Origin of the sequence: Winogradskyella aurantia (genome assembly GCF_002266855.1) — a bacterium.
In the GTDB taxonomy this organism is placed as follows: domain Bacteria; phylum Bacteroidota; class Bacteroidia; order Flavobacteriales; family Flavobacteriaceae; genus Winogradskyella; species Winogradskyella aurantia.
The window spans coordinates 195471-222137 of the sequence record NZ_NGJN01000004.1 but is presented as its reverse complement, the minus strand read 5'-3'; the positions used below and the strand labels follow the sequence as shown (position 1 = coordinate 222137).

At 37.1% G+C, this 26667-nt stretch carries 25 protein-coding genes; 17 read left to right on the top strand and 8 right to left on the bottom strand.

Annotation, left to right across the window (positions count from 1 at the left end; all coding sequences use genetic code 11):
* Nucleotide 1: 1 nt before the first annotated feature.
* Complete coding sequence (locus tag CA834_RS08955; protein ID WP_094968355.1) at nucleotides 2-1645, bottom strand: acyl-CoA carboxylase subunit beta; 1644 nt, start codon at nucleotides 1643-1645, stop codon at nucleotides 2-4.
* A 159-nt stretch (nucleotides 1646-1804) separates the two neighbouring features.
* Here CA834_RS08955 and CA834_RS08950 point away from each other — a divergent pair, with 159 nt between their 5' ends.
* The 7 genes from CA834_RS08950 (at nucleotide 1805) to ettA (ending at nucleotide 6719) form a co-directional block, all read left to right on the top strand.
* On the top strand, nucleotides 1805-2335 hold the full coding sequence (locus CA834_RS08950; protein WP_094968354.1) for an NADPH-dependent FMN reductase: 531 nt from the start codon (nucleotides 1805-1807) through the stop codon (nucleotides 2333-2335).
* Nucleotides 2336-2337: 2 nt separating this feature from the next.
* Complete coding sequence (locus tag CA834_RS08945) at nucleotides 2338-2619, top strand: GNAT family N-acetyltransferase (protein WP_094968353.1); 282 nt, start codon at nucleotides 2338-2340, stop codon at nucleotides 2617-2619.
* A 15-nt stretch (nucleotides 2620-2634) separates the two neighbouring features.
* Nucleotides 2635-3072, top strand: a complete 438-nt coding sequence (locus CA834_RS08940) for a MarR family winged helix-turn-helix transcriptional regulator (protein WP_094968352.1) — start codon at nucleotides 2635-2637, stop codon at nucleotides 3070-3072.
* A 109-nt stretch (nucleotides 3073-3181) separates the two neighbouring features.
* The gene (locus CA834_RS08935; protein ID WP_240507545.1) at nucleotides 3182-4006 is read left to right on the top strand and encodes a pirin family protein; all 825 of its coding nucleotides are present in this window, start codon (nucleotides 3182-3184) and stop codon (nucleotides 4004-4006) included.
* Between the two features lie 18 nt (nucleotides 4007-4024).
* Nucleotides 4025-4741 carry a pirin family protein gene (locus CA834_RS08930; protein WP_094968350.1) on the top strand — a complete coding sequence of 239 codons (717 nt, stop codon included), beginning with the start codon at nucleotides 4025-4027 and terminating at the stop codon, nucleotides 4739-4741.
* Nucleotides 4742-4845: 104 nt separating this feature from the next.
* Nucleotides 4846-5028 carry a CAL67264 family membrane protein gene (locus CA834_RS08925; RefSeq protein WP_094968349.1) on the top strand — a complete coding sequence of 61 codons (183 nt, stop codon included), beginning with the start codon at nucleotides 4846-4848 and terminating at the stop codon, nucleotides 5026-5028.
* Nucleotides 5028-6719 (top strand): energy-dependent translational throttle protein EttA, encoded by a 1692-nt coding sequence (gene ettA, locus CA834_RS08920; protein WP_094968348.1) that lies wholly within the window; start codon nucleotides 5028-5030, stop codon nucleotides 6717-6719. The genes CA834_RS08925 and ettA overlap by 1 nt, the downstream gene beginning before the upstream one ends.
* A 69-nt stretch (nucleotides 6720-6788) precedes the next feature.
* On the opposite strand, the gene CA834_RS14590 is transcribed toward ettA, so the two are convergent.
* Together CA834_RS14590 and CA834_RS08915 are read right to left on the bottom strand one after the other, a co-directional pair.
* Nucleotides 6789-7001, bottom strand: a complete 213-nt coding sequence (locus tag CA834_RS14590; protein WP_133085477.1) for a hypothetical protein — start codon at nucleotides 6999-7001, stop codon at nucleotides 6789-6791.
* Nucleotides 7002-7206: 205 nt separating this feature from the next.
* Nucleotides 7207-7977: an MBL fold metallo-hydrolase gene (locus tag CA834_RS08915; protein ID WP_094968347.1), complete on the bottom strand. Its 771-nt coding sequence runs from the start codon at nucleotides 7975-7977 to the stop codon at nucleotides 7207-7209.
* 162 nt (nucleotides 7978-8139) lie between these two features.
* Between CA834_RS08915 and CA834_RS08910 the strand changes: the two genes are divergently transcribed.
* From CA834_RS08910 to CA834_RS08870, 9 genes are all read left to right on the top strand, one after another.
* Complete coding sequence (locus tag CA834_RS08910; protein ID WP_094968346.1) at nucleotides 8140-9477, top strand: coiled-coil domain-containing protein; 1338 nt, start codon at nucleotides 8140-8142, stop codon at nucleotides 9475-9477.
* 141 nt (nucleotides 9478-9618) lie between these two features.
* Complete coding sequence (locus tag CA834_RS08905) at nucleotides 9619-10677, top strand: hypothetical protein (protein ID WP_094968345.1); 1059 nt, start codon at nucleotides 9619-9621, stop codon at nucleotides 10675-10677.
* Nucleotides 10678-10743: 66 nt separating this feature from the next.
* Nucleotides 10744-12705, top strand: coding sequence for an AAA family ATPase (locus CA834_RS08900; protein ID WP_094968344.1), 1962 nt, complete (start codon nucleotides 10744-10746; stop codon nucleotides 12703-12705).
* Between the two features lie 78 nt (nucleotides 12706-12783).
* Nucleotides 12784-13365, top strand: a complete 582-nt coding sequence (locus CA834_RS08895; RefSeq protein WP_094968343.1) for an NUDIX domain-containing protein — start codon at nucleotides 12784-12786, stop codon at nucleotides 13363-13365.
* Nucleotides 13366-13397: 32 nt separating this feature from the next.
* The gene (locus CA834_RS08890) at nucleotides 13398-14633 is read left to right on the top strand and encodes a DUF6638 family protein (RefSeq protein ID WP_094968342.1); all 1236 of its coding nucleotides are present in this window, start codon (nucleotides 13398-13400) and stop codon (nucleotides 14631-14633) included.
* 207 nt (nucleotides 14634-14840) lie between these two features.
* The gene (locus CA834_RS08885) at nucleotides 14841-15383 is read left to right on the top strand and encodes a hypothetical protein (protein ID WP_094968341.1); all 543 of its coding nucleotides are present in this window, start codon (nucleotides 14841-14843) and stop codon (nucleotides 15381-15383) included.
* A 78-nt stretch (nucleotides 15384-15461) separates the two neighbouring features.
* Nucleotides 15462-17159 (top strand): hypothetical protein, encoded by a 1698-nt coding sequence (locus CA834_RS08880; protein ID WP_094968340.1) that lies wholly within the window; start codon nucleotides 15462-15464, stop codon nucleotides 17157-17159.
* A 221-nt stretch (nucleotides 17160-17380) separates the two neighbouring features.
* Complete coding sequence (locus tag CA834_RS08875; RefSeq protein ID WP_094968339.1) at nucleotides 17381-18070, top strand: carbonic anhydrase family protein; 690 nt, start codon at nucleotides 17381-17383, stop codon at nucleotides 18068-18070.
* A 35-nt stretch (nucleotides 18071-18105) separates the two neighbouring features.
* Nucleotides 18106-19761: a SulP family inorganic anion transporter gene (locus CA834_RS08870; RefSeq protein ID WP_094968338.1), complete on the top strand. Its 1656-nt coding sequence runs from the start codon at nucleotides 18106-18108 to the stop codon at nucleotides 19759-19761.
* A 161-nt stretch (nucleotides 19762-19922) separates the two neighbouring features.
* On the opposite strand, the gene CA834_RS08865 is transcribed toward CA834_RS08870, so the two are convergent.
* Entirely contained in the window at nucleotides 19923-20942 is a 1020-nt protein-coding gene (locus CA834_RS08865) for a formimidoylglutamase (protein ID WP_094968337.1), read from the bottom strand.
* Between the two features lie 99 nt (nucleotides 20943-21041).
* Here CA834_RS08865 and CA834_RS08860 point away from each other — a divergent pair, with 99 nt between their 5' ends.
* Complete coding sequence (locus tag CA834_RS08860; protein WP_094968336.1) at nucleotides 21042-21926, top strand: coiled-coil domain-containing protein; 885 nt, start codon at nucleotides 21042-21044, stop codon at nucleotides 21924-21926.
* A 52-nt stretch (nucleotides 21927-21978) separates the two neighbouring features.
* Here CA834_RS08860 and hutI read toward each other — a convergent pair whose 3' ends face one another.
* The 4 genes from hutI to CA834_RS08840 form a co-directional block, all read right to left on the bottom strand.
* Nucleotides 21979-23217 carry an imidazolonepropionase gene (hutI, locus tag CA834_RS08855; protein ID WP_094968335.1) on the bottom strand — a complete coding sequence of 413 codons (1239 nt, stop codon included), beginning with the start codon at nucleotides 23215-23217 and terminating at the stop codon, nucleotides 21979-21981.
* Between the two features lie 118 nt (nucleotides 23218-23335).
* Nucleotides 23336-24733 carry a class II fumarate hydratase gene (fumC, locus tag CA834_RS08850; RefSeq protein ID WP_094968334.1) on the bottom strand — a complete coding sequence of 466 codons (1398 nt, stop codon included), beginning with the start codon at nucleotides 24731-24733 and terminating at the stop codon, nucleotides 23336-23338.
* 102 nt (nucleotides 24734-24835) lie between these two features.
* Entirely contained in the window at nucleotides 24836-25903 is a 1068-nt protein-coding gene (locus CA834_RS08845) for a DUF4421 family protein (RefSeq protein ID WP_094968333.1), read from the bottom strand.
* 78 nt (nucleotides 25904-25981) lie between these two features.
* Nucleotides 25982-26644, bottom strand: coding sequence for an ABC transporter ATP-binding protein (locus CA834_RS08840; RefSeq protein ID WP_094968495.1), 663 nt, complete (start codon nucleotides 26642-26644; stop codon nucleotides 25982-25984).
* Between the last annotated feature and the right edge of the window lie 23 nt (nucleotides 26645-26667).

The window sequence follows — 26667 nt, the reverse complement described above, 5'->3', positions numbered from 1 at the left end:
TTTAAACCTGCAACACACCTAAATTAAAAGTCTTTTCAATAGGTGCGTGGTTGGCCGCCTCAATACCCATACTTATCCAGGTTCTTGTATCTAAGGGATCAATAACAGCATCTGTCCAGAGTCTAGCTGCTGCATAATAAGGCGATACTTGGTTATCATATCTGTCCTTAATCTTATTAAACAACTCTTCTTCTTTCTCCTTGGTAATCTTTTCACCTTTCTTTTTTAATGACGCGGTTTCGATTTGGAGCAGTACTTTGGCCGCAGAATTACCACTCATCACCGCAAGTTCTGCACTTGGCCAAGCTACAATAAGTCTTGGGTCATACGCCTTTCCGCACATTGCATAATTTCCAGCACCATAACTGTTTCCGATGACTATGGTGAACTTAGGCACCACAGAATTACTTACGGCATTAACCATTTTTGCACCATCCTTTATAATGCCGCCATGTTCAGATTTACTACCTACCATAAAACCAGTAACATCCTGTAAAAACACAAGTGGAATTTTCTTTTGATTACAATTTGCGATAAAACGGGTGGCTTTATCCGCTGAATCATTATAAATAACACCACCAAACTGCATCTCACTAGGCTTTGTCTTGGCGCCTTTGGTTTTTACGATTTGGCGCTGGTTTGCTACGATACCTACCGCCCAGCCATCAATGCGTGCATATCCAGTAATGATGGTTTGGCCATAGCCTTTTTTATATTCTTCAAATTCGGAGTTATCAACTAAACGCTCAATGATTTCATACATATCGTATTGGTCAGCACGACTTTTAGGCAGAATGCCAAATATTTCCTCAGGGTTTTCTTTAGGTTTGGCTGTTTTTATTCTGTTGAAGCCTGCCTTATCAAAATCACCAATTTTTTCGATGATATTTTTAATGGTGTCTAAAGCATCCTTATCGTCTTTAGCCTTATAATCGGTAACCCCAGAGATTTCGCAGTGTGTTGCAGCGCCTCCGAGTGTCTCATTGTCAATAGATTCACCAATCGCAGCTTTCACTAAGTAGCTACCGGCTAGAAATATACTACCTGTTTTGTCAACAATAAGGGCTTCATCACTCATGATCGGTAAGTAAGCACCACCTGCCACACAACTTCCCATAACGGCGGATATCTGAGTGATGCCCATGCTGCTCATCACGGCATTGTTTCTAAAGATGCGACCAAAATGTTCTTTGTCAGGAAATATTTCGTCCTGCATTGGTAAGAACACACCGGCACTATCTACAAGATATATTATTGGAAGACGATTCTCTATGGCAATTTCTTGTGCTCTTAAATTTTTCTTTCCCGTAATAGGAAACCAAGCGCCTGCCTTTACGGTGGCATCATTGGCTACGACTATACATTGTTTACCTTTGATATAGCCAATTTTAACAACAACTCCACCAGAAGGGCAGCCCCCATAATCTTCGTACATACCATCCCCGGCAAAAGCGCCTATTTCGATTGCATTAGCTTTGGCGTCAAGGAGGTAATTTATGCGTTCTCTTGCCGTCATTTTTCCTTTGCTGTGATGCTTCTCTATACTTTTAGACCCACCGCCAAGTTTAACTTTTGCTAATCGTTGTTTTAGGTCTGAGACCAATAGCTTATTATGGTCTTCGTTTTTATTGAATTTAATATCCATACGAGGTTTTAATATGCCACGAATTTACAAAACATTAGGTTGAATAATCATGGTTATTATCTAAATGAAACGTTAAATATGTATTACATGGAAATATATTCCTTGGAATATAAATAATAATATATTACATTTGTTACAGTAAAATTGAATAAATTAAGTATGAAAACAATAATAGCGTTAGCTGGCAGCAACAGTAGTACCTCTATAAACAGGCAACTGGCAAATTATGCTGCCCATTTGGTTGGGGGCGTAACTGTTAAGGAATTGAATTTGAATGATTTTGAGATGCCCATTTATAGTTCTGATAGGGAAAGAGACCATGGTTTTCCAGAACAATCCGTTTCTTTTATTAGAGAAATAAAAGACGCTGATGGAATCGTTTTGTCTCTAGCTGAATATAATGGTGCGTATTCTGGCGCATTTAAAAATGTTTTTGACTGGGCGTCTAGAGTTGAAGCCAAGACATTCCTAGGTAAACCTATGCTGCTTATGGCGACATCTCCCGGTGAGCGTGGTGGCGCATCCGTTTTGGCTATGGCATCTGATCGTTTTCCTAGACACGAAGCCAAAATTGCCGGAATATTCTCCTTGCCCTCATTTCATAAAAATTTTGATTCTGGGAAAATTGTGAATGAGGAATTAAACAAAGCACTATTAAAGGAGGTGAGACAATTTAAAGAGAGCTTATAATTATGGAAATCAAACAACATAACAGTGACAAAAAAGGAGAGTTCTTTATAGAGATAAGTGGAGAGAAAAAGGCACAAATGACTTATAGTTATGCTGGGTCAGATAAATTTATCATTGATCACACCGAAGTAGATGAATCATTTCAGGGGCAGGGGGTAGGCTATAAGTTGGTTCATGAGGCTGTTGAGTATGCCAGGTCGAAAGATCTAAAAATTATGCCCCTGTGTCCTTTTGCAAGTGCTGTTTTTAAAAAGAAAGATGAGTATTCTGACGTGTTATATTAGATTTAAACTGAAGGGATGGGTGATTTAGCTAAAGATATTAATTCAAAATTTGAAAACTATAGAGTTAAGGCTCTATTGAATATCATTTACACCGCCAACTGGATAAATAGTTGCCAAAATGAATTTTTTAAGGATTACGGTATTTCTCCACAACAATATAATATTTTAAGAATCCTAAAAGGGGCTGACGAACCACTAAAAGTGCAAACCATTAAAGACCGAATGTTGGAACGATCACCAAACGCTACCCGTTTAATGGACAAGTTATGTGCGAAAAACTACATTCAACGTTTGACTTGCGAATATGACAGGCGTGTAGTAAAAATAGCAATTACAGATGGTGGTTTGGCCTTGCTAGATGCCATCCCCAAAAAATTTAATAGCGAGTTGTTAAAAAATCTAAACGAAGAAGAGGCAAAACAGTTGAGCTATCTTTTAGATAAAATGAGATAGACGTATTTTTTTAACTTAATATTTTCCATGGAAAATATATACATCTAACAAAAAGAGTAAAATGAATTTAAATACAATAAAAACAGTAGGGCGTGCCGATTTTGTTAATATGGGCCCTATTAGATTACGGCAACCACTGCCCACCAGTGAAATCGATGGGATTGATCCATTTGTGTTATTACATCATTATGGTCCCTATGATATTTCTGAGCGTAATAATCCTTTTGACCTTGGGCCTCACCCGCATCGCGGTTTCGAGCCGGTGACATTTTTATTCCAAGGTGAGCAACTTCACAGGGATTCATTAGGGAATGAAAGTGTCGTTCGGGCCGGTGATGTGCAGTGGACCACGGCTGGAAGAGGAATTATTCATGCAGAGAAACCAACAGAGGCATTTGTTAAACAAGGCGGTACGATAGAGGGCATTCAGCTTTGGTTGAATTTACCATCAGATAAAAAAATGATTCCTGCCCAATATCAACATGGTAAATCAGATGAATTTCCAATTGTTATATCAACTGATGGGAAAGTTAAAACTAAGGTCGTTGCCGGACATCTTCAAAATAAGAAAGGTATTATAAACACCCAGACAGCCGTGAACGCATTTATGATTGACGCCAAGGAGGGCGGTAAAGAGTCTATATTATTTCCGGATATACATCAGGGGTTGCTTTATTTATTAAAAGGGGATGTAAGAGTGAATGGCCAACATAACCTGCAATTAGATGCTGATCAGCTCATCCAGTTTCAGCAAGATGGTGATGGTATTTCCATTGAGGTAACATCAGACAGCCAGTTGCTTTTCCTTTCAGGAGAACCATTTAATGAACCTGTAGCAACATATGGACCTTATGTAATGAACACTCAAACGGAACTTTTAGAGGCCATGAGAGACTATCAAATGGGTAAAATGGGCTTCTTACCAAGAAATTAATAACAAAAATTAGATGATATGAATACTATAATACATAGAGCAGACTCGAGAGGATATGCCAATCATGGATGGTTAAAATCCTATCACACCTTCAGCTTTGCTGGTTATCACAATCCTGAGCGTATGAATTTTGGAATGTTAAGGGTTCTAAATGATGACTTGGTTCAACCCAAAATGGGATTTGGAACGCACCCTCACCAGAATATGGAAATCATCTCCATACCTTTAAAAGGCGCCCTATCCCATAAGGATAGTATGGGGAATAAGCGCGCTATTGAGATCGGTGAAGTTCAGGTCATGAGTGCAGGAACTGGTTTAACACATTCCGAGTTTAACGATAGCAAAACGGATGAAGTTAATTTTCTTCAGTTATGGATTATTCCTGAGGAAATGAACGTAGAACCACATTATGATCAGCGTCAGTTCCCAATAGAAGATAGAATAAATAAACTACAAACAGTAGTTGCGCCTAAGGATAAACCAATAGGTAAAGCTCTGCCGATTAGCCAGCAGGCCTATATTTACAGAACCCAGTTGGAGAGTAACAAGACTGTTGAATTAAATTTAAAATCAAACAATAATGGGGTTTATGTATTTGTTGTAGATGGTGAAATTGAAATTTCTGGTAATACCTTGAAAAAGAGGGATGCCATGGGAATATCTAAAACAGATACAGTTAAAATCTCTGCAAACGATAATGCAGAAGTTATTTTGATTGAAGTTCCCATGGCCTAATTAGAATACAATCCAATAATAATAAAAAGCATTCCACATAGGAATACTTTTTTTTATAAAATCACGATATTTGCGAATAACTAACCAAAACTAAAATTTTAATTATGGCTATGAATAAAAATACGGTACTCTCTTGGGCAACATGGATAATGATATTTGTAGGGCTGGGATTAATTGCCTTAGGTGCCTTTAGATACGATGAAGTTGCCGGTTGGGGATTCGCTGCCGTCGGAGTAGGGTTTTTTGCAATTGCCTGGGTGTTTAATGCATTAAAAGGTCGTGTGTAATGAGTGATGATAAACAAGTAATTTTCGCTATGTCGGGTCTTACAAAGACCTTTCAGGGAGCTAATACTCCGGTTCTAAAAAATATACACTTAAGCTTTTTTTATGGCGCCAAGATTGGTATCCTAGGTCTTAATGGGTCAGGTAAGTCGACCTTGCTTAAAATTATTGCAGGTGTTGACAAAAACTATCAAGGTGATGTTATTTTTAAACCAGGTTATACAGTTGGTTACTTAGAGCAGGAACCCATTTTGGATGACGAAAAAACAGTTTTGGAAGTGGTTAAGGAAGGGGCTGCTGAAACGGTGGCTATATTAGATGAATACAATAATATTAATGAACAGTTTGGTTTAGAGGAGGTTTATAGTAATCCTGATAAGATGGAGAAATTGATGAATAGGCAAGCTGAGCTTCAGGATAAAATTGATGCTTCCAATGCCTGGGAACTAGACACTAAGTTAGAGATTGCTATGGATGCCTTAAGGACACCTGAAGGGGACAAGAAAATTTCAGTGCTTTCCGGAGGCGAACGTCGTCGTGTAGCCCTGTGCCGATTGCTTCTTCAGGAACCAGATGTGCTCCTCCTTGATGAGCCCACTAACCATTTAGATGCGGAATCTGTACATTGGCTAGAGCATCACTTGGCACAATATAAGGGAACCGTTATTGCGGTAACCCACGATAGGTATTTTCTTGATAATGTAGCGGGTTGGATTCTTGAACTGGACCGTGGTGAAGGTATTCCCTGGAAGGGAAATTATTCATCTTGGTTAGACCAAAAGTCTAAGCGCATGGCACAAGAAAGTAAGGTGGCCTCAAAAAGGCAAAAAACCTTAGAGCGAGAATTAGAGTGGGTCAGGCAAGGTGCTAAAGGACGGCAAACAAAGCAAAAGGCACGATTAAAAAATTACGACAAGCTGATGAATCAAGACCAAAAACAACTTGATGAAAAGCTTGAGATCTACATACCCAATGGACCTCGACTAGGTACAAATGTTATTGAGGCCATAGGAGTAAGTAAGGCCTATGGCGATAAATTACTTTATGAAGATTTAAATTTCAAACTGCCCCAAGCGGGGATTGTAGGTGTTATTGGCCCAAACGGAGCTGGTAAGACTACAATCTTCAAGATGATAATGGGCGAGGAGACTCCGGACAAAGGTGAATTTAAAGTTGGGGAAACTGCTAAGATTGCATATGTGGATCAGAGCCATTCTAATATTGATCCAGAAAAAACCATTTGGCAAAATTTTAGCGACGAACAAGAGCTTATAATGATGGGTAACCGTCAAGTCAATTCTAGAGCTTATCTAAGCCGATTTAATTTTTCTGGAAGCGAACAAAACAAAAAAGTCAAGTTATTATCTGGTGGTGAACGTAACCGTTTGCACCTTGCAATGACCTTAAGAGAAGAGGGTAATGTATTACTTTTAGATGAGCCAACTAACGACTTAGATGTTAATACATTACGTGCATTGGAAGAGGGTTTGGAAAACTTTGCAGGATGCGCAGTTATAATAAGTCACGATAGATGGTTCTTAGATCGGATCTGTACGCATATATTGGCGTTTGAGGGTAATTCTCAAGTCTATTTCTTTGAAGGTAGCTTCAGCGATTATGAAGAAAATAAGAAGAAGCGTTTAGGAGGGGATATGATCCCAAAACGCATAAAGTATAAAAAACTGGTGCGCTAAGGAACATTGGCTTAAGGTACGTAGTACCTTGGTTTTTTCTTTCAGTACATTCGACTATATTCTAGTGCCTTAATGGTCACCATAAAGGTGGCCTCCAGTAAAATCCTTGTAGGATTCGTCAATATCTTTAAATGCATTTGTTTCCATCAGTTTTTTGTTTTCAGCCTTTAATCTATACATTTTAACAATGGCAATAATTATAAAAACCATGAATATGGATGCCACGGCGATTAAAATCATGGTCAGATGCGTTGTTGAGACAAGGAAAGCTTTCGGAATCATTAGGTTAAGCATGATTTATATGGTTAGAATTGGGTTTCAATTGCTAATATAGAAAAAAATCCTTTTGCTAAATCTTTAATTACAAATTAATTACGAAAACGCGTTGCCATTTTATCCGATGAAATGCCCATTAATTAAGCTTAAATGCAGTGTTTTAGGGTTCATTGACCGAAAACTATAAGTTATTAACAAATCAGTTTGTTAATTAATACCATTCCAAAAATGTAACCTTAATGGATTTATCCTTTTCATTGACCATGGACTTGAATTGATTAATATCACTGAAACCAGCGGTTCCTCTGTAATGATATGGATAGATTTCTTTTGGCTTAAAGTCTAAAACAGCACTGGCAGCACTTTCCACAGGCATTGTATAGGGCAGGTTCATACATACAAATGCCTTATCAATATTTTTAAGATTTCGCATTTCGGGAATGTCTTCCGTGTCTCCAGAAATATAAATCCGCTCATTGTTTAAGGTAAGCACATAACCGTTACCTCTTCCTTTTTCGTGGAATTTAAGGGCCTCTTCTCTAAGATTGTACATAGGAATCGCTTCAATAGATAGTTCATCTACGATGGTGGTTTCTCCGTTATTTAAAACCTTAACATTATTAGCTGTTGTACTTGGTATTTTATCAGCAACAGCCTTAGGAGCAATAATTTTGCTGTTTTCTAGGTTTAACTTATCTAAAGTCTTGAGGCTTAAATGATCGCCATGAATATCAGTGATAAGTATTAGTGTTGGTGGTTTTTGGCCCTTAAATGCTTCAGCTCCTCCTGTTGGATCTACATAAATGACATCATCACCAGACTCTAAAATTAAAGTGGCATGTTCAATTGGGATTATTTTCAAAGCGTCATCAGCGGTATTCTCAGTTACACTCTCTGCCGTTTCAATCGTCTTTTTTTCGTCTTTACAATTCAAATAAAGCAGTGCTACAAACACTACCAATAACGTGGTATAAGATTTCATAGGTTAGTTTTTTTATAAAATTAGTTAACTCTTTTACTTTAGCAATGATTGTAACAATTTTATAACATTTACTACTTATAATTTGTGGGGCAAAATTTTTATTCTCTTATAAAAATACCGAAATTGGCTTACTCATAATTTTAATACTTAATATAATACAGTATGTCTGAAGACTTTGACTTATTAGAAACAAACTCAAACGAAAAAGCTGAAAAGGTTGACGTTAATTGGGGAAAGGCTATTGACCAAATGAAATCTAAATTAGCTCAAGAAGATGATCCAGAGAGTCGTCAAAAAATATTGAATGCTACTTTAGATAATGTAGTTGAAATGGCCGAAAAAGACCGTACAACCTTGTTAGACGCCATTAAAGACCTTACTGATTACCAAGATGAGGTTGGTATTATGTTTGAGGGGTTTTCTGCATTAAATGCAGAAGAGCAAAAGGTTATAGATAATGCCGTAAAGCGTTTGGAACGTGCCAAGGTGGAATTGGAAGATGCTCAAAATAAACCGGACACCTGGTGGAATAATTTATGGGGAAGAAAGAGTAAAATAAAAAAGGCAGAGGACGAGTTAGCAGCGGCCCAAAAAGAAAGAGGTTCTGCAGACAACAGAGCAAAGGCCATGTTTCAACAGCGCATTGAAAATGCAGATGTACAGACTTTATTAAACGAATTATCATTTAAGAGTCAGGCGGCTATTAAGCGACTTAAGGATAGGGAACTAGAAATTAAAGAAGTCGAGGAAAGTTTAAAAACAGCGATTGTAGAGGCTAGTAAAAACCACACAAAAGCACTTGAGAAAAAGAAGGAAGTCGAATCTAGACTGGAGGAGCAGTATGCGCTATTAAAGCAGGCAAGACAGGCTCTAGACGAAGTATCGGATAAACAATCTACGGAGTATTCAGAAACTTTGGAGCGGGTAACCCAGTTAGAGCAGAAGGTCGAAGAATTAGAAGGTCTCAAGAATGCTTACACGACTTTGGCCGCTTCAAAAGATAGTTTTGTGCACAAGCACAACCTTACCATTAAGGTGCTAACCTCCTTACGAAGTAATCTTCAAACCCATCGGGCTAAACTCAAAAGCGATACGGATGAGCGCTTAAATTACTATGATGGTTATGTGGTAGCTTTAAAGGCTAGGACGGACCAAGAGTTTGCAGCTATTTTAGAGCATCTCGGTGTTAAAACAGATGAGCATATTGGCGAAACCTTAGCAGCAATGCACACGGCTAGTGCCAAAGCACGACAAGAAATGATGGATAATATCCCGGTACATGAAAAAGTGATGCAGGGGGTTTACGGTAGTTATGCCGAGGCCTTAAAAGAGATTCGCGTGAAAGATGATGAGATTCAGAAAAATTTTGCTAATCGCTACGGCATTGACATGAAAGATATCTTTGATGAATATTACAAGGCAAATCCGAACGCTACTGAGGAGACAGAGCCTAAGGGAGAAAATAAACCAAATGAGCAGAATGATGATTTGCTTTCGTAGTCACGACTGAGAAGAGGTATTTTCCATTAACGACCACATATCGATTCAGTGCTTTGAGTATTCCCTAATGTGTTGAATTTGCTAAATTAGATGAGGCTGTATTTAAGGCCTTGTACGTAAATTAATTATCCAAGCTAAAAAATGATTGTAACGCCTTTAGATTCTGCTGTATTAGATTCAAAAGAACAGTATGTATTCTATCATAAAATGATAGATTTTACGCTAAAGGAACTTATAGTTGCGATTCAGGAAAAGCAAATTTGTAATCAGCAAGAGCTACTGCTGTTCAAACAATATTGTGACTTACTGTTGTACTCTATTGAAGCCATGCGTGTTAAATACATGTATGATGAGGAGGAGAATATGAAGGTAGACTTAACGGACTCAAGTTTTCCCAATTATCTGGAGTTTAGGTATCTTTTTAATGATTTAGAGCTACGGAAAGAGTTTTTGGGTAAATTGACTGATATTGACATCTTGAAGGAAGAATTTTTGGATACGCTTATGCGTAAAAAAGAACCCATTTCAAAGCGAAAACTATTTCAAGCTGCTTCAATAGTGTATTACTCCTCAGCAAAAAAAGAATATATTTTCAATCGCTTCGTTCAGGGAAAAATTTTAGAGGCGCCTGAGGCTGTTGATTCGGCTTATGTAGTAAGCTGGAGTTTTTATGACGTGGTCCATAATAGGCCGTTTATTTGTTATTTGTATTTCAATTATGACGGTAAGAATGTGGAAGACTACAAAGACGAAATTTATAGAATACTAAAAAATATCGCAGACAGAAAAATGGATATGGACACCATGGCCTATGGCATAGACAAACAACTGCCTAAGGTATTTCCAAAATTGATTAAGCGAATTGATTTAGGACCTATTCATAATGTTTTTGCCAAGGACGAAAATGATATTACACACGCTATATTAGAAGGTATTGCCAAAAAAACCATTCCTCTGGAATCTTATGTTATATCGTTGAATATAGATGAATTAGCATCTTTAAGCGAATTTAAGGAAGGTGGTTTTTTCAATAAGCAGATTTTTCAGAAATGGGGTAAGGTCTTTAATCAAAAGTATGTATTTGCACCGCATAGAATTATTCAATTGCTATATAACAAGACACCAGAAATCATGAATGAGTTAGCGATGCCCCCAATTCAGGTTTCTGATTTAAAAATGAACGACGCTTATAAATATTGAAGTATTTGGAGAATGATTAATTACAAAATATGTTAACCCCATAAGCTGTTGTGATAAAACTTTAAAATGGAACACAATTCAACATTTCCAATAAAGCAGAATGAACTCGACATGCTTCGTGATGAAGCGACGTCTTATTTAAAATCTGTTCAGTGGGAGCAAAGCCTTAGGGCAAAAAATAAAAATAACGACGGTAAAGATGACTCTATACTATTATTTCTTTCTAGGGCAAATAATGGCAGTAATCTTGACACGACTTCGGTTTCCAAAACGGTATTAGCATTAAAAAAACGGTTATTACCTGAATCGGTCGCTATTCCTATTCATCTCAATCATGCATTATATGTAGTGCAAGAAGGTATAGTTATGGGTATTTGGATTAAGGATAATTATTACGATGCTTCAGGATTATCTTCATTGGCAGAAAACAAGTCGGCCTTAGGCAATGCAGAACGACGTGAATATGAAAGTAAACTGCAAACGGCCACTGCATTTATGCTATTCGCCATGGCTTACAAAATTGTTCATGATTTAAAGCCATACGCTTCTGATGACCTATCTGTTATGAAACAGAAGATGTCAGGTATTCCAGAAGTTTCCCTTATGTCTCCTGTAAAAGGAATATCGTGCCAATTGTATTATTACGATAAATATTTAAATCATCCTGAAATCATTAATTCGGACAAAGATGTTATAGACTTTACGATGGTTTATTTTGAGTCGCTTATTGATGAAATTCAATTGCGTAAAAGTGCTTTGGAATACACAGAAACCATAGTTGATAGAACCTACAAATTAGAAAATTCTGATTTTGCTGTATCTGGTTGGGAAAATGTTTTTCAAGGCACGGCAAAAAGTGTTGAGTTCAATAAAGTAAGGTTTGAGGAGATTGTAGGCAATAAGGATGCCAAGCACTTTGCTCGTCGTTTGACAGAACGTATGTTAAGTTATGATTTTCAAGCCCAAAAAAACCCATTTCAAGAACTAGGAGGCTTTATGCCTGTTTTTATGGGATATGGTATTCCAGGTACAGGAAAAAGTATGCTAATTGCGGCGATAGCCACAAGACTAAAGGAATATACAGACCAGTTAGAAATCCCATTCTTATTTCATCCCATGCCAGATACCTTAATTTCTACTTTTCAGGGGGGGTCTGCGGAAAAAATGGTAGAGTGGATGAAACCCTTACAAGACCCTACCCGTTTAATATTCGCACCGATTGATGATGCTGAAAACAATCTGCAAGAACGCACCGCACAAGGTGTATCCGCTGGTGTAAAGGAGGTGATAGGCGTGTTTTTAAGATATACCGAAGGTGCCTATGCCATTAATTACGGCAACAGTTCTATTGGTCTATTCACCAATCTTCCGGAGATGTTAGACAAAGCTGTCATTTCACGGGTGCAAGGGCGCTTTAAAATAGACGGTGCGAGGACTAAAAAAGACTTTTTAGATCAAGACCATTTATGGTGGCGAAGATTTGAAAAGACCCTCCCGAATTTTGTCAATATGAATGACCCAGAGGATTATCAATATTTAGCAGACCAAGGGTTGGCAAAAAGCCTAGGCGACATTTTGCAGTCTGTGCAAAAACCAAATGAAGAACGTATTCATCAAATATTTGAGAAGGTAGAAAAGACTTATAAAGATGAGGATCACATATTTTATGCCGGATTATACAAGGAGGTTCAAAATATTTTTCCGTTTTTCTCATCACGAGATGTGCGAAATATTCAGTCTGCTATATCATTGCGTTTAACTGATTTTGACTTGGAAGAAGAGTGGTTTAGTAATCCCGATTTATATTTTAAAAAAGATTACGATACCAAATTCAATATGCTCAAGGAGTTGATGAAGGCCAATATGAAGGGTCTTAATTTTTCAGATATAAGACGCCAGGAAGTTATTCGCTATTTAGACAATGTGGCAACCATTGCAGATACTGATTTTAAACGTAAAGTTGAAGCTAGGGTTGATCAATTAAATATAGAAACTGAGGCTAGGGAACTCTTTGATGGAAGAGCATAACAAAGAGTATCGTGAAAAGCCTTTAACGTAAACGACATTGGCGATATTTATAAAAGAAGGGATTAGGATTGGGATAAAATGAATAACATTAAAAATATAAAACATACAACGCTCTCAAAAGAATGGGCAACATTACATCGTATCGATTATGATTATCAATTTAAAACAGGTGAGTGGAGACATGTTTCTAGGGAATGTTATAATCGTGGAAATGGCACAGCCATATTGTTATACAATCCACCTAAAAAGACGGTTATTTTAACAAGGCAATTTAGAATGCCGATATATGAAAACAATAAGTCTGAAGGAATGTCTATTGAAGCTTGTGCTGGAGCGATTGATAGTAAGGATAATGCCCTAGAAACTATTATCCGAGAAACCGAGGAAGAAGTTGGTTATAAAATAAGTACTGCTAAACAAGTACTTACAGCTTATACATCACCAGGTGCTTTAACTGAGAAAATGTATCTTTTTGTGGCAGAGTATACTGATGAAATGAAAGTTCATGATGGAGGGGGATTAGAAGGTGAAAATGAAGACATCGAAGTGTTGGAATTTCAGTTTTCTGATGCCATAACCATGATAAAAAATGAACAGATTATTGATGCAAAAACAATTATGCTATTGCAATATGCCCAAATCAACAAGTTGTTAGAATAGGATTAAAAAGTACCGCCCCAAGAGGAGACACAATGCAAAAACTTAAAGACGCAAATTTATACAGAAGCGAGCTCATTCCAGTGAGTGGAAAGCTTGTTGAACGCTATAATAAATGCCTTAAAACATTGGGCTTTTCAGAAACCAAGCTCAAGTCATTTTCTATTGATGGTGTAGGTTGGAGCCCAGAAATTGCAGAAGAAAAATCTCATATTCAGTACCTTAACCATGGCGATGCAAATCCTCATGGCATAATAATTTCACCTTTACAAAAAGGGAAGCCAATTTATCTACCGTTTCATTCCTTTGATAGGCAAATGATGCAACATATCTTTAAAACACATGGGCAAAAAATAAATGATATTACTAGGGACTCTGCTATTTGTATTGATTTTGACCAAGATATCGATGTATTTTATGAGCCTTTGGATATTTTAAAATATGACGATGTCAGTATTACATTTAGACTAATTGATGATTTAGCGGAAAAACAAAAGGAGCAATTAAGACTTGTAGATAAATTTAATCGTGAAAATAACTTTATAGACGAAGACCTTCACCAGCAATTATTGGACTCTGCAAAAAGTCATGGCGATTTAAGAAACAGGGACCTAAACCTCCATCCTTTGCGTTTTACAACGGGATCATTTTATACAAGAGCGTTTAATGGTGTTTATTTATTAAGAGATTTTATAAAACCTATAGTAATTTTTGAAGATAAAGAGGTATACAAAAAAGCAATAAAAGATACGGTTCACGATGTGCTTATCTATCATATTGCGCAACCGGAGTTAATAGATAAGCTCAAGGATCACATCATTATTGAGTGCGATTTGGAAGCTATGGTAAATACGCCTAATTACGATAGAATTAAAAAGTTTCAACTCAGCCAATTTCTGGAAGACACAGAGCATCCGATTAAGGATATTTTAAATGACAAGGTGCTGTTTAAGAGTTATTTGAATAAGATAAATTTAGAAGCACGAAAACAAGTAATGAGTGTAGAGTTATATCTCGAAAAATTAGAACGCAGTAATGCCTACAAACTCGAGGATATCGTAGATGAGTCATTGTATTTTGCCTTGCACCAGCCACATTCATCATTATCTGCCGAGCACCGTGATTTAATTCACAAATTACTGATTAATATTTCGCCTAAAGACGTGTTGTTCTTGTATTGGTATGATAAAGAACAGTTTTATAAAAGTTATGAGACATGGGACGATTCATTTAGGGATTGGGTCATAGAGCGTATTCGTAACAATATTTAATAAAATTAGACTAATTTTATAGTAACCCTTATTCTGTTATTGATTTGGAATTTAAACGGACGTCTGATATTAGTATGAATTATAAAAGGCAATAGGCTGATTAAAAGTCATTCAACCTAAAGGGATACTATGGTTGTGCAGGTTTATTTTTAAACACGATATAGTTAATAGGGTCTGAAGCTAGTTCAGGTTAATAAATAATAAAACATGGGAATAGAACTCGTCATTTTTATCGCAGCGATCTTATTTGGTATTTTCCTCTATTGGAGAGAGTCTAATGGAAATGGAGCCTATCGTTTTTTGAATAAAATAGTGAATAGTAAAGAACTTCAAATGAGTCCGCAAAATCCGAAGGGTTTTGTGTACAAGCAGGCTTTTATTCCTAGACTGGTTTTTGTAGTTGCCTCGGTTCTTATTGCCGCTTTGTTCCTGGAGTTTTTAACTCCAGTATCCGTTTTTGGAAGTTACAATGGTATTTCTGCCTTTTCATCTTTTGCCGTTGGTACCTTGCTAGGTACGTATTTAGCGAGTTTTGTTATTAAGACAAGTCAAGTTGTAGAAGAAAAAAGTGAATCCTTAGGCGATTTGGTAGAGGAAGCCGTCGATAGGGGTAAGGACTTAATTGAAGATTTAAAAAATAAAGATAATGAGTTTGCACAAGAACCTAAGGCTGAAAATACTAAAAATGAAACTACGGACGCAGCTAAAAAAAGTGCAAGAGAACGACTAAAGGATAAAGGATTGATGTAAGACAAAATATCATTCTCAATTTGTTGCGTCACATGGTTAAGGATGATATTTCAATGGAATTTGGATTAAAAGAAAACTATGATAAAAAACTATTGGAATAAAGGAAAAAAGCAAAAACGAATAACCGTTTTAGTAGTTTTACTGTTGCTTGTGTTTCTGTTCTTTTTTAGGGATGATTACCAACCTGTATTGCTGTTTCTTAGAAAGTATGTTTTTATCATAATCATTAGTTTGTTAGTATTGTTTTTTGGCTTACGAAAGTTCAGAAAAACAGCAAGTACGGGAGGTCGCCTTGGAATATTGGGTGTTCTGGTTTTGTTTTTTGGTTTACTGTACTACCTCGGTTGGCATGTTCAATTATACGATTACATGAAGACTTATAATGTCTTTAATGATTTGAATAAGATTGAAATCAATGAGTTACCCTTAACACAGAACGAACGCATACAGCCTTTAAGAAATATCTTTTCCATGGCCAATGAAAGTGTAGGTGAAACTAAGGACGTTTCCCTACCGCATTTGGTTAGAATAGATAATGAGAATAAATGGACCATGGCCATTCAGCCTAGCGAAAAATACATAATGCAACGAATCAGTGACAATACAGAAGAAGTTTTTTCCGTAAGCAGCACAACACCGTTTCCAAGATTTTCAAATGAAAATAGAATTCCAGTTGTTTTTTCAATCGGTGAGTCTCTAAAATTTAGTCGCAATACCTATAATGCAGTGGTACAACGGTTCAATCCATGGATGTTGTTTAATTATGAGCCCAGCGATACATTCTATATGAAAAATGATGTTGGTGAATGGGTAGAAGTGGTGAGTCTAATAAAATGGAAAGGGTTCTTTTTTCCTTACCCGACATTTGGTGGTGTTATGATCATAGAAAACGGCGAGCATGATTTTAATGATTATTTAGAGCGGATTTTAATTGGTAAAGGTACTTTTGTAAGTCCAGATGACATCAAGAATTACCCATTTTTAAATAAACAGAATACCTTATCTGAGAAAGTATCACAATTACAAGCAGAATCCCTCAAATTCTTAGGAGGTTTTAGTGATCCTTTACCTTGGAATATGGAGACTGCAGTAAAGATTCCTATTATGCCTAAAGACCAAAATCAGCAACCTTACGTGACTGACTTTGATTTTTCTGGCTCAAGCACAAATGCTTATAGCGGTCTTTATCATTGGTTTGGTTTAGAGCCTGTGGGTAATGAACGCACAAGTCTGAGCTATAGTGTATTCGTTCCAGCAGACGGTAAAAAAGTATTGTATTATTATGACCATGCTTCAAAGAAGCAGGGTTATGCAGGTGTTTCGGCCATGCCATTAAAGGTAAAGGAGTCACGGAAGGAATACGACTGGGAAGCTAATTCCCCAGTTGAATTTAGACCTTATATAAAAGATATTGCAGGAAGAAAGCGTATGTTTTTCCTTGGAACGGTTTCAACGATTAGCCGCACAGATGCAAGACAATTTGATGGTTCTGCAACACCAGACCTTGTGCTAATAGATAGTGAATACAGAGATGTCATATGGATCGATGTTAAACACCCAAGTCAATGGGATAAAACGGTATATGATCAGTTAAATGAAGCATGGCGTGCTAGTGAAGGCATTGGTTATTTCTATCAAGAACAACCCAAGGATGAGGATATTATGGAACAGGCACTCGATTCTCTCAAGACTATTCCAAAAATTCAAGACAATTCAGAAAAGATTAAAGCACTACAACGTCAAATAGATTCTTTGAAATCTATCGGAAGTCAATAATGAGGGCTGTGTAACTTAAGAGAACTGTAAGTCTAACAAAAGTCTATAAGCCTTAATGGTTTGTAGGATTAGGGTTAGTTCTGGAAATAATTTGGCTCAGTCCAATTTAAATTTAAGTTAATATTTAAGTCTTTTTACCTTACCAACTTTGATATCAAGACCTTGAAGGTTATTTTTACTGTTAATACATTTAACGATTCTAATCACAAAAACACCAATTCATGAACAAGAACACTAAACTGACCTATTGTCCAGAGGGTGGACAGGAAAAAGACATTAAGCTATTAGTAGAAAAAGTTCTCACCGCAGAGGAGCAGGCTCAATTAACACCGGATAGCGTTATAGAGAGTCTCAAGGATGGAAATCGTCGGTTCGTTTCTAATGATTTGACTGCAAGAGATCACACGGTTCAAATAAGAAAAGCTACCAATGGTCAATATCCAAAGGCCGTTATTTTATCTTGTTTAGATAGTAGAATCCCCGTGGAGGACGTTTTCGATAAAGGTATTGGTGACTTATTTGTGGCCCGTGTCGCTGGTAACTTTGTAAATGAAGATATTTTAGGAAGTATGGAATTTGGATGTAAAGTCGCAGGGTCTAAATTGATTTTAGTCCTTGGGCATGAGCATTGTGGTGCCGTAAAAGCAGCAGTTGACAACGTTAAGCTTGGTAATATTACAGCCATGCTAACTAAAATCAGGCCTGTTGTAGAGCAGTTAAGTCATTATGAGGGTGACAAATCTTCATCAAATCCAGAGTTTGTCCATATGGTTTGCGAGCAAAACGTCAGAAAAACAATTAACGATATTCGTCAAAATAGTCCGATCCTCAAGGAAATGGAGGATAAAGGTGAAATTAAAATCATCGGTGGTGTTTATGATATGGACACAGGAAAGGTTGATTTCCTTTAAATTCAGTATTTAGTCATTAAGTAATTTTCCATCTTATGATTTCTAAGTTTTACGATTTTAAATATTTGAAAGGCGATTTAACTGGAGGTCTAGTTGCCGGTGTTGTGGCCTTGCCTTTAGCCTTAGCCTTTGGTGTGCAATCTGGTTTGGGTGCCATAGCAGGTCTTTACGGTGCGATTGCAATTGGTATATTTGCTGCTATTTTTGGAGGTACAGCGACACAAGCTAGTGGTCCTACAGGTCCAATGACCGTAGTATCAGCAGCTTTGGTTGCAAGCGCAATTGAAATTACCGGTAGTTTAGAAAGTGCAATGGGTATTATTATCCTAACCTTTCTTGCAGGTGGATTACTTCAGATAGTATTTGGGCTCATTAATATTGCCAGTTATGTCAAATATTTCCCCTATCCTGTAGTATCCGGCTTTATGAGTGGTGTCGGTCTTATCATCGTGATTTTACAGATATTTCCATTTGTTGGTCTAGACTCAGCCAAATCTACTTGGTTGGTGATGCAGGATTTACCTCGTCTCTTTACGGATTTTAATTGGCAGGCGCTAGTTCTTGGTGGTCTAACTGTAGCCATTTATTACTTGTTCCCGTTGGTATCCAAAGTTGTACCAAGTGCTCTTGTTGCTTTGATTTTGGCTTCTATCGTAGGTTATTTTTTAAACTGGGACATACCCATTATTGGTGAAATACCTTCGGGCTTACCAAGTTTACAAATAGATGGTATTTTATCCATTGATTCCAGTGCTTATATGCTTGTTGCCGAATATGCCATGGTCTTGGCCGTTTTAGGATCTATAGACTCCTTACTTACCTCAGTTATTGCGGATAATATGACTAAAACCAAGCACAACAGTAATAGAGAGTTGATAGGCCAGGGCATAGGAAATGCCGTTGCAGCAGTATTTGGTGGTATTCCAGGTGCAGGAGCTACAAAAGGAACTGTGGTGAATATTAATTCTGGAGGTCGCACACGAGTCTCGGGAACCATTCATGGTTTGGTTTTGCTGGCTGTATTACTTGGCTTGGGTAAATTGGCAGGCTATATTCCTTTATCCGTTTTGGCAGGACTATTAATTCCTATAGGATTTAAAATTGTAGATACCAAGGGGCTTAAGCACTTGTTGGTCGTTCCGAGAGCAGATGCTGTTGTTTTAATACTGGTGCTTTTAATTACCACTTTTGGAAGTTTAATTCAAGCTGTAGGTATTGGCTTGCTTTTAGCCTCTTTATTATTTATGAAGCGCGCGAGTGATCTTGGAGAGGAAGGTCTTAAAGTAGGTACCCTTGCAGGTTTTGATGGAGAGAAGCCTTGGCAAGACGAAATTGAATTCTATGAAGCACATAAGGACAAGGTGTACATCAAGCATCTTTACGGTCCGTTATTTTTTGGATTTACCTCACATTTTCAAAATGAGATAAAGAATATACCAGAGGATGTTGAAGCCCTAATCATAAGAATGGATCGTGTCCCTTATATAGATCAATCAGGCTTATACGCCTTAGAAAACGCAGTTTTGGATTTAAGTAAAAGGGGTGTTAAGGTCATTTTGACTGCTGTTAAAGAGCAGCCTCTAGATAAATTGACCTCCATTGATATTGTCCCTGATTTAATTCCAGAAGAACATATTTTTGAGGATATTGGCCAAAGTTTTGACTATTTAAGGGCAAAGTTTAAACTTTAAAATTGACTTTAGCTTCGGTACCCAATAACAACCATTGAATAAAACCCTCAGAATTCTAGAATAACATTATAAACAAAAAAGGTGTTTAATAGGATTTTCTTTAGAATGTAACTTCGCGAAAGATGGGACGGTCTAGGGGAACCTTGCTAAATTGATTAACCTTAATTTTCCTTAGCTCTTATAAAATCGGTAATGAGATAACTGATCATTTTACCAACTTGGCTTTCCGTCTTTTTAGTTGGTGCAGCCTCACAAATATGTAAGTAAGTCACATTTGGTTGCTTGGCAAAAAAGTTCACAAATTGTCTCGCTTGTAAACTGCTAAATCCAGAAGGTGTCATTGCAGAACTGGGCATTCGCTCTATAGCATCACAATCAACCTCAAGACCAAAAAGGCTGTTATTAACATGCTTTAAACCAGCCTCTAGGGCTTCTTGAAAACCGAGTGTAGTGTTTAGCTCCATGTCCTCATAAGAGGCATATTGTATATCCTTTAACTTATTTAAAGTTTTAAACAGAGATTCAGAAGTGTAATTTTTATGAAGTCCAAAGATGAAGTAATATTTTAAAAATCCCTCAGCATAAGCATAACTAAAACCATTTCCGCTATGTCTACCCTCTTCAGGTCTAAAATCTGAATGGGCATCAAAATTGACAACATTTATTTTTTTGTTCAAGGCTAACGCGGCACCTTTTATGTTTCCGTAGCTATTATTGTGGCCTCCTCCAATAATCACAGGCGTTTTGCCGGCCCTAATAATACAGTTCACCAAATACGTTACGTCCTTATCAATCTCCTCGACCATTTTTCGAGCTTCTTTAATACTTTTTTTATGCGACAAACCTGGTTTGGTTAAGGCTTCTTTTAACCCCGAATATTCCAAATGTCCTAATATCAAAACCTTATCGGCTTGGTTAAATCTGTTATTTTGGACGTTTAACAAAACTTTTACGGTAGCATCCCAAGCTCTTGAAGCCCCTGGTTTTCCGTAATTTGCAAAAATTCCGATGTCTTCTTTAATTCCAAAAACTACATAGTCAACATCTAAAACAGAAATTGAATCGTATATGTTAGTGAGGTTAGGGATTAACTGAATATGTTCTCCAAATTTTGACTCTCCTTTGCGCACGTTTATAAGTTTAGCGCAATCTTTAGGTGTGAACAGGTTGAAGTTTTTCATTTGGATATGTATAATAGCTAAAAATAACAATTTATTTCAGTCTCTAAATTCCTCAATGAATTTAAAAAAACGATTAACAATAATTTAAAATTAAATTTTATGGAAGGTTCACAAAAAACAAGTTTAGGACTAAAGGTAGGATTAGGAATCTTATTAGTCTTATTTCTAGGAACTGCATTTTACGCTTCCAAGCTTTACAAAGATAAGCAAGAAACTGAACGCACCTTAGTAAATGAGAAACAACAGGTAATGAACGATTTGAACAATATGGCAAAACAGTACGATGCCGCCATTGCAGAGAATCAAGTTGCAAACGAGGATTTAATTGAGGCCAGAGAGCGCATTCAAGGCTTAATGGATTCCTTGAAGATATCTCAGAATAGTGTAAATAGCCTATGGAGATACAAGAAAAAGTTCTTAGCTCTGCAGGAAGAAATGGATGAACTCTTAGCTGAAAATGACAGATTAAAAGTAGAAAACGAGCTTTTGGCTACATCATTAGATAGTACTCAAGTTCAGTTAGCAGAACGTACCATGTTTACAGATTCGTTATTGGTGCAAAATACTGAATTAGCAGGTGTGGTGAAGGATGCAGCAGTGCTACAAACGGTTGGACTTAAAGGTATGGGTGTTATCGAGAGAAGAAGCGGTAAACAAATACCAACAGAGCGCGCAAGTCGCAGTGATAAAATAAAGGTTTGCTTTACTGTTGCTAAGAATGCATTAGCAGAACCTGGAGATAAAGAGTTGTATGTTCAGGTTATTGACCCAAAAAATAATGTGTTGGGATCTAACGATCAAATACAATTTGAAGACCAAGTTCTTAATTACAGTCTAATCAGTCGTTTTAATTATGAAAACAGAAACTTAAATGTCTGTGAGTATATTTCTGTACTAGATGAGAAATTTGAAAAAGGACGTTATCAAATCAACGTTTTTAATGAAAAGGAATTGATTTCTAGCTCAGAGTTTGAACTGAAATAATTTAAGCACAATACCTATATCATCCGGAAGCACTATGTTGTTTCCGGATTTTTTATTGCCATATCTGACCATTTATAATGACTTGCTCTATGGGATTATGGGCAAAGGCATAAGGAATCTCGCTGTAATGGTTCAATGGTTTTGTTATAAAGACATTTGCCTTTTTTCCCCGTGTTATACTGCCGTACATATTACTTATGCCCATAGCGTAGGCACCATTTATTGTTGCTGCATTTATAGCTTCTTCAGGAGTCATTTTCAGTTTAACGCAAGCTGCACTTACAATAAAATTCATATTGCCGCTAGGTGCTGATCCAGGATTAAAATCTGATGCGATGGCCAATGGCAGCCCTGCGTCAATCAAATCTCTTGCAGGTGTGTAGGGAATACCCAAAAAATAGGAGCATCCTGGTAAGGCAACAGGCATAGTATCGCTGCCTTTCAGAGCTTTAATATCACTCTTATCCAATTCCTCGAGGTGGTCCACAGAGCGCGCATTGTATTTTACACCCAATGCCACACCGCCTATGACATTAAATTGATTCACATGGATTTTAGGCTGAAGATTATAGTTCTGACCTGCTTTTAATATCGCTTCCGTCTCCTCAATATGAAAATAGCCTACTTCACAAAATACATCTATATAGTTAGCGATATTTAACTTTGCCGCTTTTGGAATAAGCTGGTCGATTATGAGTTTTATATAATCCTCTTTTTTGTTTTTATAATCTTCAGGAATAGCATGCGCTGCCAATAAAGTTGGTTTTATCAAGGCTAGGCTATCGCGTTTTAGACGTCTGATGACCTTTAGCATCTTAAGTTCGGATTCCACTGTTAGCCCGTACCCAGTTTTTATTTCAACCGCTCCAGTTCCCATGTTAATCAACTCATCTAATCGTTTCATAGAAGATTCATACAGAGCTTGTTCAGATGCGTCTTGGAGATGTTTGGCTGAGTTTAGAATACCGCCTCCACGGCTAGCGATTTCTGCATAACTGAGTCCATTGATACGGTCTATAAATTCATTGGCTCTATTCCTAGCAAAGACGAGATGAGTGTGAGAGTCGCACCATGATGGCAATACTAATTTACCTGTAGCATCGATAATAGTTTCAGGTTCAAAGCCATCACAATCTTCCATTTTACCAAACTCTATGATGGTATCATTTTCTATGTATAAATAAGCATTTTCAAGGATTGGAAGTGTTTTCATATCCTTGCCTTTAACAATGGTTACGTTGTGCTTATGCACTTGTACTAATTGCTTTATGTTTTTTATTAGTATAGACATAACAATAGCTTTTTGTAAAGATTGTTATTTTTTTGAATATAAAAAAACGCCAGTTATTTCTAACTCGCGTCTTAGTCTTTTTCAGACCTTACTCGGTTTATAAACAAAGGAATTTAGTTTACCTCAAGCTTCCTACCATATCTTCTGGTTTAACCCATTCATCATATTCCTCAGCGGATACGTACCCTAGGTTGATAGCCTCTTCTTTTAAGGTGGTGCCATTTTTATGAGCGGTATTAGCAATTTCAGCAGCTTTATAGTAACCTATTTTTGTGTTTAAGGCCGTTACTAACATTAAGGAATTGTTCAATAATTGTTCAATAACCTTGTAGTTGGGTTCTATACCGACAGCGCAATTTTCATCGAAACTAACACAGGCATCACCTAACAATTGGGCCGATTGTAAAATATTAGCGGCCATTACAGGTTTAAACACATTCAATTCGTAGTGGCCTTGGGTACCACCAACGGAAATAGCAACATCGTTACCCATTACTTGGGCACAAACCATGGTTAAGGCTTCACACTGTGTTGGGTTTACCTTTCCTGGCATAATGGAACTTCCCGGTTCATTAGCAGGAATAATGATTTCTCCAATTCCTGAACGGGGACCAGAAGCCATCATCCGTATATCATTGGCAATTTTATTTAAGGAAACAGCCAACTGTTTCAATGCACCATGGGTTTCTACAATGGCATCGTGCGCTGCAAGAGCTTCAAATTTATTTTGGGCAGTGACAAAAGGTAAGCCTGTAAATTCTGCAATATACTTAGCGACCAAAATATCGTAGCCCTCTGGCGTATTTAGGCCAGTACCTACGGCAGTTCCTCCTAATGCTAGCTCACTCAGGTGAGATAATGTCGATTCTAAGGCCTTTAAACCGTGATCTAATTGCGAGACATATCCTGAAAATTCTTGACCTAAGGTTAAGGGCGTAGCATCCATGAGGTGGGTGCGGCCAATTTTAACCACATCCTTAAATTCCAAAGATTTCTTATGCAGGGTATTTCTTAGTTGAATAACGCCTGGAATAGTCGTTTCCACAACTTTTTTATAGGCTGCAATATGCATTCCAGTAGGGAAAGTATCGTTGGAGGATTGGGATTTATTGACATCATCATTAGGTTGAATGGTTTTTTCACCTTCCCCAATTACTTTACCGGCAAGTTGATGGGCCCTATTGGCTATAACCTCATTTACGTTCATATTACTCTGAGTTCCAGAACCAGTTTGCCAAATAACCAGTGGAAACTGATTATCGTGTTTGCCTTCTAAAATTTCATCACAAACCTCAGCAATTAAATCGCGTTTTTCCTTAGGTAATACATCCAGCTCATAGTTGGTATAAGCAGCAGCTTTTTTTAAATAGGCAAAACCATAAACAATTTCTAAGGGCATAGATGCTGGCGCACCAATTTTAAAATTATTTCGAGAGCGTTCCGTTTGCGCACCCCAGAGCTTATCTGCGGGAACTTTAACTTCTCCCATGGTATCTTTTTCTATTCTAAACGACATAGTACTTGATTTTAAGAAATGATACACAAATTTACATAAATCTAATCGCCTAACTCTATTTTGAAAGAGGTAAAATTGCCTATAGAGCGCGGTGTTATATTATTAAAACCCTAAATGATCTTCAAACCACCCAAAGAATTTGCGCATAGGTTTATTGTCATTAAATCGAAATCCCAAATAAGCCTCTAGATATGAATTATCCCGATTCAATTGATTGGCTTCGTTATTGAGTATATTAAAATTTCTCCAATTACCACCAACCCCGAAAAACCAACGGTACGAGTTATATCCAAATTTTAACTCACTGTCAAAAGCGAAGGATATATTATTGAACAATTGATTAGATTGGTCCAAAAATTCGTATCGAGCACTATTATAGCCAACACCCGGATGAACCCCAATGGTAGCAAACCATTTTTCTTTGGCCACAAAGGTGTACAAATAACCCATTTGAAAAATTAAATCAAAGCTTTTTAATTGAGCGGTATTTATGGTTTCAACAGGAATTTCGAGGTTTGGGTCTGTGATACTGTAGGTGTATGTCAATTTTGGTATTAGACTTCCTGCGCTTCTCAACTGTCGTTCTGTTTGTGCGTAATGAGATCTAAATGAAAAATTTTTGTTGGCTATATAATAGGTGCTTCCTCTTATGGTCTGTAACTCCGTATTGTTCAATAATCTTAGCCTGTCACTCAATCCAGTTTCCGAATTAGTATTAATGAACCCCACTAGTCTTGTATAACTGAACTCTTGTCGTAATTGATCGGAATAGAAAAAATTAAGGCCAAGCCTTAATGAACTGCTATTTGATAGATCTTCAATGGCATCTGTTTGCCTAAATGCTGGGGCAAATGAAACTTCTAATGCTATCCATTTATAATCAAGTGAAAGGCCAAGGAGATATTCTGCAGCTGGAACCAAATCAAAAGTCCTTTGTCCATCAGAACTTCTAAATTGAAAATTAGCAATATCTGATGTAATGAAGGAACGTATTATAATATTTTCAAAGTAATTTACCCTGTACGAGGCGTCATAACCCTTTAATTCGGCATGGGCTGCTTGCTTCTCCAAATCGTAAGGTCTAATGTTTTGAGAAAATACAAGGTTGGCAGGGCAGAAGTACAGCACAAAAAACAAAAGTCTATAGGATAATGACGTCTTTAAGGTCATATTAATCAGATTCCAAAAAATTAAAAATAATGCATTAAAACCTACCAGTGTAAAACTCAGTATAAGTCTATGTTTGATTTATTTCGAAATTAAACCATCAATCATATTCAATTTTCTATCCGCCATATTGGCTAAGTCTTGGTTGTGGGTGACAATTACAAAAGTTTGATTAAACCTGTCCCGTAAATCAAAAAAGAGCTTGTGTAGTTGTTCTGCCGATTCACTATCTAAATTACCTGAAGGCTCATCGGCAAAAATAATATTTGGGTTATTAATAAGCGCTCTTGCCACAGCAACACGCTGTTGCTCACCACCTGAAAGGCTGTTGGGTTTGTGGTCGAAACGCTCACTTAGGCCTAGATAGTCCAATAACTCCTTGGCCCTATTTTCGGTCTTAGACCTATCATGTTTGCCTATAAAGGAAGGTATACATACATTTTCTAAGGCGGTGAACTCCGGTAGGAGTTGATGAAATTGAAATATAAAACCGATATGCTGATTTCTAAATTTAGCAAGGGCTTTGTCGTTTAAGGATTTTATAGATTGTCCGTTTATAATGAGTTCCGTGTCAGAATTATAATCGGGTTTATCTAAAGTACCAAGGATTTGAAGTAATGTTGTTTTCCCGGCGCCAGAGGCCCCAACAATAGAAATGACTTCACTTTCTTGGATGTCAATATCAACTCCTCTTAGGACCTGTAAATCCCCGTAGGATTTATAGATGGCTTTAGCTTTGATGATTGGATTCATAGAATGTGAAAATA